Raw genomic sequence first — 8,169 nt, forward strand, 5'->3', positions numbered from 1 at the left:
AATACCAACGAACAGCCCAAAGAATGATTTCACCTTGAAAGTGCCGACCGTGGAAGGGATTCATCTGCTGTATCTCGAAATAAATAAGATATTTAGCTTATCATGTCAGCCTATTTGCAACAGTGCCCAACTTGCGACACTAAATTGGGTAGATTGGTTCAATAAAGAGCGTGTACATAGTGCACTAGGTTATGTATCACCTTTTGATTTTGAAGCAATGTACTATGATAAGATTAACCCGTTAGGTCAGGTGGCCTAACTTAAATAAAAAACTCTCCGACAAACCCGGTACGGTTCACCTTTATCTTTGTTTGTGATGAATACATTAGCAAGTTCCCATTTAGGTGCTGCATGAGAGAGAATTGGTAAAGATAGACAGAGTCCTAAGATAAACTTTTTCATTAATTGTCCTATGAAATCTCATAATGATTTGTTAAATCATAACTTAATTTATTGCTGATCTAGCTTAGCTTATAATTAATTTGAATTATTTTTACGTTGTTTGAGAACTTCTAATCCTAAATCCTTCCAAATTTGCCATTTCATATCATTTGGGTCTATTTCAGCAGTTTTAAGCAGAATTCCAAGTAATTCGGCTGGGTCACGCTGATCAAGGTTAGCAATTTCAAAAAGTGCGCCTAATTGAATGAGATGACGTGTACGAGCTTTTCGTTCAGCTTCCTTTTCTGCATTCAGTAATTTTCTGACTGCTATCTTCTGTTTATTCGCTCGATCTATGGCTTTTTCAGCTTTGATCAAGGCATTCAATTTTTTCTCTTGGTCGGGAGTACGGTATTGGATTTGAGCTAATTCTAATAAAAGCTTTTGTGCATCACTGGGATTCTTTAAAGCAGAAATGTAGGTAATTTTTTCAGACAGCCAATCATTATTCATATTCAATTCCTTAATTCATATACCGCAAAAGCACAGGCTCAATACTCAAAGAACGATAACAAAATAATTACGTCCAAGGTACGCAATTTTGTTAAAGTCGTTCTAGAGATTGTCGCCTGTACTTCCATCAAAAAATTGATGGCGCGCTTAGACGTTTCTCAATTTCATTGAGAAACCTAAGCACGTTAGGGACTTCATCCCTAAAACCCTGAAACTTCTTTTTTTCGTTCAATTGAAAATTGAATGAAAAAAAGAAGTACCAAAGCTAGGAGCAACAGCATGCAACTAAAACAGGTATTGGGAAAAATCAAAGATATTAGTTTTGGCGTGATCGCAGCACCGCTAATTATCATCATTATGATGTGGGCTTCGATACTTGATCAAAGAGCGTTTAAAAAAGAACGTAACCGAAAAAAGGAACAGGATAAGACCTAATGGCGATTGCTCGTTTAAGTGTCAAAGTCGGTAAGGCAGGTAAAGCAGCACCGCATGCCGAATATATTGATCGGGATGAAGAAAAAAAGCTGAAACAAGAACAGGCAGAAACCGACCTTGAACATAGTGCCTATGGGAATATGCCGAAATGGGCTGAACATAATCCGATTACCTTTTGGGAAGCAGCCGACCTTTACGAGCGCAAAAATGGCAGTACCTATCGAGAATATGAAATTGCCCTGCCTAGAGAGATGAATGCCAAACAACGTCTAGAACTGGTTGAGGAGTTCATTCAGTCCGAGATCGGCTCAAAATATCCATATCAGTTTGCGATTCATAACCCTAAAGCAATGGACGGCAACGATCAGCCCCACGTGCATCTCATGTTTAATGAACGTCTGCAAGATGGAATCGAACGAGATCCAGAGCAATATTTCAAACGCTATAACAGCAAAAATCCTGAACGTGGCGGAGCTAAAAAAGACAATACAGGCAAGAGTTACCAGGAACGAAAAATTGATATTAAAGACCTACGCCAAAGATGGGCGGATTTATGCAACAGCCATTTAGAAAAACATCAAATTGATAGCCGTATTGATATGCGAAGCTACAAAGAGCAAGGCATAGAGAAAGAACCCGAAAAGAAACTGTTACCAAGCCAAGCCAAAGACCCTGAAATTAGGGAAGCCCTACAACAATCACGTACAGCCTATAAAGAGCTTGAGCGACTAGACTTAGGCGACCCCAAACAAGACCTGAAAGACCTCAAAAACAGCCCAATTTCAGACAAAGAAATTAAACAGGGTATTGAGAGCTTTAAGGCTGATTTTGACAGCTTTAAACAGCTTGCTTTGGAACAGTACAAACAACAGCAGAAATTAGAAAGAGAGCAACAGAAAACAATGAAGTTTAGAGGGATGAGCCGATGACACCTGATGAAAAAAAGCTATATGCACTAATGGCAGTTGCAGAACAACAGCAGAACCTCGTCAATCAGGCCGTTAAAGAGCTTCAAATCACGAAAGAACACATTCAAAGCACTATTGCTGGGCAGACCCACCATACTGTATCAAAATCGCTAAATACGGGCTTACAGGAGGGTACAGCGGAGCTTATTAAGACCGCTAAAGCACTTGGACGCTTGAATAATTCAATTGAATCAGCCCGTGATCAGTTGTCATGGAAGCTCATTACCATTGTTCTAGGCATCTTTGCCATTCTGATGCTTGGTATCATTTGGCTGTTTAGTGTTTATATCAAACCTTTAGGCAATATCCCGCAGATCGAGAGCCTGAGACAGCAAGGCATCCAGTTTGATATTGGAAGTTGTAAAGTTGATGGAGAATCTAAACCGTGTGTCCGAGTGATGAAAAAGCAGTGCGGATATGGAAAAAATGGCGATTTTTGTGTCATAGACCCAAAATAATAAGAATATTTCTTATGCTAAAAGAAAATTCTTACTTAATTTCAATTCTACGAGAGGAAAAGGGGTAATCATGCCATTGATTGAATATTACGGCTTGTTATTTGAATGGCATGACCAAAAAATGGATTTAGTCTACAGAGGGCGTGAAATTACGTTCGAAGAAGTCTGTAGTATTTTCCTTGATCCTGCATTGATGTCTTTTGATGATGTAGGACACTATGACGAACAACGACTAATATCAGTCGGTTTAAGCAATCGTGGTAGACTATTAACAGTGGTTTGGGTTGAACGTGGAGATGTTGCGAGAATAATCACTGCATTTGAACCATCACATCACCAAAAGCGGAGGTACAGCAATGCAAAATGAATTAGAACGCTATAAAAATTTTGATCCTACCAATGCCCCATTGGTTAAACCTAGTTTTGTGAAAAAATTACAGGAACGTCACGCCATCGCTCAAGCAAAGGCTTTTGATGCTGATGTGGTGACATGGTTAGGTTCACAAGATAATGAAACAAAACAACATATTAACGATATGGTTCGCCATATTATGGCATTGAAACGTACTTAATTAGGTATGACCTCCCTTTTTTGTTTTAATGTTTGATTGATTAATTAGAAAGCTCATTTGGTATTCATACCAAATGAGCTTTTACTTTATAGTTTTTGAAGGATACGCCGTGGTTAAGGAAGTTGTTATGTTGAAACATTCAAGTTTGGAAAGAAAAGAGTTCAAGCATGAAGAACTTGCACTAATAAAAAAACTTGATTTCAACGATATTGAGATTATTAAGCCTGATAATCTTGGACAAATCTTAATTTGGACTTCTAAACTTGCTGAATATCATCATGCTCAATTTGTTGAATTTAGTCATAAGTTAGATATTGTTGATGAAATAGAAGAGCGAGAAGAGATTAACAATAAGATTAATTTTTATAGAAAAAGTAGAGTTTTAGAGAATCATATCAAGGATTTCTATCTAAAAAAGCTATTGGATCAAGGAGAAGCGACAGTAAAGGGATATATCAAACATCCGATTAAACAGGATACAAATTACGCTGTAATTTCTTATCACGGATATCATTTTGTTAGTTTTGCTACTCCAGAGATTATTGAAAAATTTCCCTTACATTTTATTGATTTTGTACAAAGTGAAACACCAAAGACATTAGCAGATATACACTCTGATGAAGCTGTACTGCTATCAACGGTTAAGAATTTTATAACGCCCTTTAAAGAACAATATAAAAAAATAAAGAGTAAAAATAAGGAGATCAAAGAACACAATACGGTCGTACATAAAATTTATATAAAAATTAAAAATAAAGAAGCAACTTTGCAAAAGCCAACAGATTCAAAGCCTAAAGAATCTAGCCCCAAATCTGATGAAAAGATTACTTTACCAGTAAAAATGAAGCAGGTAGCTATTCAGCAAAATATAGCTTCACAAGAAAAGTCAATTACTGTGATTAAGAAGCGAAAATTTGCTTTAAATAAGGATAAGTAAATTTGTAATTGTAAATTATAAAGAAAATCCCCCCTAAGCCTTGCAACTTAGAGGGGTTTTCCAGTAAATTCTACGGTACGCAGTTATTTGATGTTAACCCATCGAATAACGAAGATCATAAGGTTTGGCGACCGTTATGATTTCACCAAAGGCTGGTACCTGAACTCTATTTTCACAATAAACAGTGTTTAGATCAAGTCTCAAAATGATAAGTCTTCGTTAATCCGTGTTTTAAATCATCAAATAAGCATCATAGATCGAGCTTTGCCTGCTTCTGCGTGTCCGTTTTAGGGATTGGCATGCGTTGCATGTGGAGGGAATAAGTGTCACTGGTGCAACGTAGCGATAGTCGAAAGGCTAAACCGCTACAGGGGAATCTCACAAAAGCGGAGCGTTAAGAGTAGCTGTATAGGTTGGTTAAGTTGCATGTTGGGGAAACCCTCGCAGAGATACCGCCATACTTCGACAGGGAGCGCGTGGGAGAAGGTGCAAGACCTTTAGTCCTTGTCTGCATAGTCTGCAAAGCTATGTGCGGATACGACCGATATACGTGGCTCCGAAGCCAAAAGAATATGCGGTAAATCGGCAATACTTAAAGGATGTGTCATTTTTTTAAATGACCGCCTTTAGGGAGAGTATTGCCGAAACTCTCTCAACCGTTCACCAAAGCCAAAGCACGAAGTGCGACGCTTGGGTAACGAGTTGAGAAGTTGAGAGCATGTGCTTTTGCTTTTATAGGTTTTTATATTTTTATAGAAGAGCTTTTGAGAAGCTTGTTCTGCTTAGGCTATTATTAAAATCCAATTCTGTTTGTATTAATAATAATGTTATTAGAATATTTTCCTCTGACATCATCGCAAACAGTTGTATAGCTATAATATTCATAGGTTTTTAGAGTACCAATAATATAGCCTCTTTGAAAAATAGGTTCCCATTGATTAGTAAATGGGCTCAAGAAAAGACCTTGTGAACATTCAATCGCTAAATTATTTTTCACTACATTATTTTTAGGATTTGAGTGAACTTCTTTTATAGAAAAATATCTAATATCATTATTATTTGGTGCTGTTTTGATTGAATTTTTGTCTACATATATTTTAGAAATCTCACCTTGAACCGTACCGGGTTTGTCGGAGACCAAGCTTTCTGAGAGAATGTCCCGATGAAAAAAGTAAAATATACCCCTGAAATCAGAGAAAGAGCGGTTCAATTATTGATTGAATCCGAGAAAGATTATCCATCGAATTGGGCTGCGATCACCGCTATTGCTCCCTGAGCAGTATACTGCGCAAGGGTTGTACTCCTGAAACACTACGTGTTTGGTATCAAAAATATTTAGATAAACAAAATCCAGTTAAAGTACAGCAGCTTTCAGACCAAGAACGTATCAAACAACTCGAACGCGAAAATAAAGAACTGCAACGCGCCAATGAAATTCTACGTAAAGCAGCCGCTTTTTTCGCCCAGGCGGAGCTCGACCGCCCACACAAATAATGGTGGATTTTATCCATAATAATAAAGAGCTGTACGGAGTCGAGGCGATTTGTAGAATTTTACCGATCGCACCTTCAACCTATTACCGGACTCTAGATCTCTGTGAAAATCCAGAACATCGAGCAAAGCGAGATTTACATGACTTGCATCATGCTGAGGAGATTAAACGAATTTGGAAGGAAAGTTCAGGTCGGTATGGTGTACGTAAAGTCTGGCAAAAACTGAAACGTGAAGGCTATATTATTGCGCGCTGTACTGTTGCTCGATTAATGCAAAAGCTAGGTATAAAAGGTGTTTGGCGTGGTAAGAACAAACAAACCACCCGTAGCCGAGATGATCAAAAACGAGCGGATGACTTGGTAAAACGTAATTTTACTGCTGATCATCCTGACCAACTGTGGGTGAGTGACTTTACGTATATTCAAACAAATTCAGGCTGGGTTTATACTGCATTTATTATTGATGTGTTCTCACGAGCAATTGTTGGATGGAAAGTATCGACACGGATGAATACAGATATGGTGCTCGATGCATTGGAGCAAGCATTTAGGGCGGCAGAGGGGGCTGGAACGCTGAGTGCGCCCATGCCGCATTGCGAAGCAAAAGATAATCGGATAAAATGTAGCAATTCATATTCGTAAGCGTGGAGTAATCAGATGGGAAATTCCAAGTCAGCAGACAAGTAAGCCGCAACAACCAGTATTGTTGTTGCGGCGCTCTGTAAGGCTAGTCTCATCTGATTGCTGACGAGCAGACGTCGCCCGGTATTCCTTAATCGAGGGTTGATTCGTCATGACCACCACACGCCCCGCGTGGGCCTATACGCTGCCGGCAGCACTGCTGCTGATGGCTCCTTTCGACATCCTCGCTTCACTGGCGATGGATATTTATCTCCCTGTCGTTCCAGCGATGCCCGGCATCCTGAACACGACGCCCGCTATGATCCAACTCACGTTGAGCCTCTATATGGTGATGCTCGGCGTGGGCCAGGTGATTTTTGGTCCGCTCTCAGACAGAATCGGGCGACGGCCAATTCTACTTGCGGGCGCAACGGCTTTCGTCATTGCGTCTCTGGGAGCAGCTTGGTCTTCAACTGCACCGGCCTTTGTCGCTTTCCGTCTACTTCAAGCAGTGGGCGCGTCGGCCATGCTGGTGGCGACGTTCGCGACGGTTCGCGACGTTTATGCCAACCGTCCTGAGGGTGTCGTCATCTACGGCCTTTTCAGTTCGATGCTGGCGTTCGTGCCTGCGCTCGGCCCTATCGCCGGAGTATTGATCGGCGAGTTCTTGGGATGGCAGGCGATATTCATTACTTTGGCTATACTGGCGATGCTCGCACTCCTAAATGCGGGTTTCAGGTGGCACGAAACCCGCCCTCTGGATCAAGTCAAGACGCGCCGATCTGTCTTGCCGATCTTCGCGAGTCCGGCTTTTTGGGTTTACACTGTCGGCTTTAGCGCCGGTATGGGCACCTACTTCGTCTTCTTCTCGACGGCTCCCCGTGTGCTCATAGGCCAAGCGGAATATTCCGAGATCGGATTCAGCTTTGCCTTCGCCACTGTCGCGCTTGTAATGATCGTGACAACCCGTTTCGCGAAGTCCTTTGTCGCCAGATGGGGCATCGCAGGATGCGTGGCGCGTGGGATGGCGTTGCTTGTTTGCGGAGCGGTCCTGTTGGGGATCGGCGAACTTTACGGCTCGCCGTCATTCCTCACCTTCATCCTACCGATGTGGGTTGTCGCGGTCGGTATTGTCTTCACGGTGTCCGTTACCGCGAACGGCGCTTTGGCAGAGTTCGACGACATCGCGGGATCAGCGGTCGCGTTCTACTTCTGCGTTCAAAGCCTGATAGTCAGCATTGTCGGGACATTGGCGGTGGCACTTTTAAACGGTGACACAGCGTGGCCCGTGATCTGTTACGCCACGGCGATGGCGGTACTGGTTTCGTTGGGGCTGGTGCTCCTTCGGCTCCGTGGGGCTGCCACCGAGAAGTCGCCAGTCGTCTAACCGACGACTGGTAGCAGGCCCGCTCCGATGCGGCGCACTAACCATCGAAACCTCGTGAATGTCGGTATCCTGTCTGGCAGGATACCGCTCATTTCCCTTGTTCAGTTCATCGCCGTCGCCGAGCATCTGAATTTTCGGCATGCGGCCAAGGCACTTGGTATCAGCCAGTCGAGCGTCAGCGCGCGTGTGAAAGCGCTGGAGGATAACCTTGGTGTCCTGCTATTTGAGCGCCATGCGCGGGGCGTTCGGCTAACAGACGCAGGCAGGCACTTCATGGGGCACTGTTGCAAATAGAGATTTGAGTCGATGATGTTCCCTTTAAAAAGTACTTAGAGACCGAAAACCCTGTTGATTAGACACACTTCACCCTGAGGCTGACCATAATAAAATGACGATGCTTGTCC

At 42.1% G+C, this 8,169-nt stretch carries 11 protein-coding genes, 2 pseudogenes and 1 other annotated feature; of the genes and pseudogenes, 10 read left to right on the forward strand and 3 right to left on the reverse strand.

What is annotated here, in order from left to right; all coding sequences use genetic code 11:
* The coding region (locus tag FTU19_RS16390; RefSeq protein ID WP_257223486.1) for an integrase core domain-containing protein at positions 1–259 on the forward strand (259 nt) is incomplete at its 5' end.
* Between the two features lie 218 nt (positions 260–477).
* Here FTU19_RS16390 and FTU19_RS15400 read toward each other — a convergent pair.
* A complete protein-coding gene (locus FTU19_RS15400) occupies positions 478–894 on the reverse strand; it encodes a conjugal transfer protein TraD (RefSeq protein ID WP_108091264.1) in 417 nt (138 codons plus the stop codon).
* A gap of 279 nt (positions 895–1,173) precedes the next feature.
* Here FTU19_RS15400 and FTU19_RS15405 point away from each other — a divergent pair, with 279 nt between their 5' ends.
* The 6 genes from FTU19_RS15405 (at position 1,174) to FTU19_RS15430 (ending at position 4,264) form a co-directional block, all read left to right on the forward strand.
* Positions 1,174–1,329 carry a hypothetical protein gene (locus tag FTU19_RS15405; protein WP_002061201.1) on the forward strand — a complete coding sequence of 52 codons (156 nt, stop codon included), beginning with the start codon at positions 1,174–1,176 and terminating at the stop codon, positions 1,327–1,329.
* Complete coding sequence (locus FTU19_RS15410; RefSeq protein WP_119065094.1) at positions 1,329–2,258, forward strand: MobA/MobL family protein; 930 nt, start codon at positions 1,329–1,331, stop codon at positions 2,256–2,258. Before FTU19_RS15405 ends, FTU19_RS15410 begins: the two co-directional genes overlap by 1 nt.
* A complete protein-coding gene (locus FTU19_RS15415) occupies positions 2,255–2,755 on the forward strand; it encodes a hypothetical protein (RefSeq protein ID WP_068550831.1) in 501 nt (166 codons plus the stop codon). The genes FTU19_RS15410 and FTU19_RS15415 overlap by 4 nt, the downstream gene beginning before the upstream one ends.
* Positions 2,756–2,825: 70 nt before the next feature.
* Positions 2,826–3,122, forward strand: coding sequence for a BrnT family toxin (locus FTU19_RS15420; RefSeq protein ID WP_042087986.1), 297 nt, complete (start codon positions 2,826–2,828; stop codon positions 3,120–3,122).
* Positions 3,112–3,327, forward strand: a complete 216-nt coding sequence (locus FTU19_RS15425) for a hypothetical protein (protein ID WP_042087985.1) — start codon at positions 3,112–3,114, stop codon at positions 3,325–3,327. Before FTU19_RS15420 ends, FTU19_RS15425 begins: the two co-directional genes overlap by 11 nt.
* Before the next feature lie 127 nt (positions 3,328–3,454).
* Entirely contained in the window at positions 3,455–4,264 is an 810-nt protein-coding gene (locus FTU19_RS15430) for a hypothetical protein (protein WP_108091266.1), read from the forward strand.
* A gap of 793 nt (positions 4,265–5,057) precedes the next feature.
* Here FTU19_RS15430 and FTU19_RS15435 read toward each other — a convergent pair.
* Positions 5,058–5,474: a hypothetical protein gene (locus FTU19_RS15435; RefSeq protein ID WP_163169825.1), complete on the reverse strand. Its 417-nt coding sequence runs from the start codon at positions 5,472–5,474 to the stop codon at positions 5,058–5,060.
* On the opposite strand from FTU19_RS15435, the pseudogene FTU19_RS15440 reads away from it, so the two are divergent.
* The 3 genes and pseudogenes from FTU19_RS15440 (at position 5,427) to FTU19_RS15450 (ending at position 8,059) form a co-directional block, all read left to right on the forward strand.
* A pseudogene (locus FTU19_RS15440) lies at positions 5,427–6,399 on the forward strand (IS3 family transposase). The gene FTU19_RS15435 and the pseudogene FTU19_RS15440 overlap by 48 nt on opposite strands.
* Positions 5,716–5,832, forward strand: a sequence feature (AL1L pseudoknot). Its footprint overlaps the pseudogene before it by 117 nt.
* A 151-nt stretch (positions 6,400–6,550) precedes the next feature.
* Complete coding sequence (gene floR, locus FTU19_RS15445) at positions 6,551–7,765, forward strand: chloramphenicol/florfenicol efflux MFS transporter FloR (RefSeq protein WP_000214122.1); 1,215 nt, start codon at positions 6,551–6,553, stop codon at positions 7,763–7,765.
* A gap of 27 nt (positions 7,766–7,792) precedes the next feature.
* Positions 7,793–8,059 carry a LysR family transcriptional regulator gene (locus tag FTU19_RS15450; protein ID WP_077170324.1) on the forward strand — a complete coding sequence of 89 codons (267 nt, stop codon included), beginning with the start codon at positions 7,793–7,795 and terminating at the stop codon, positions 8,057–8,059.
* A 35-nt stretch (positions 8,060–8,094) separates the two neighbouring features.
* Here FTU19_RS15450 and FTU19_RS15455 read toward each other — a convergent pair.
* Positions 8,095–8,169 (reverse strand): annotated as a pseudogene (locus FTU19_RS15455) (IS6 family transposase); the annotation flags it as partial.

It is taken from the genome of Acinetobacter sp. YH12072, from assembly GCF_013419565.1.
In the GTDB taxonomy this organism is placed as follows: Bacteria; Pseudomonadota; Gammaproteobacteria; order Pseudomonadales; family Moraxellaceae; genus Acinetobacter.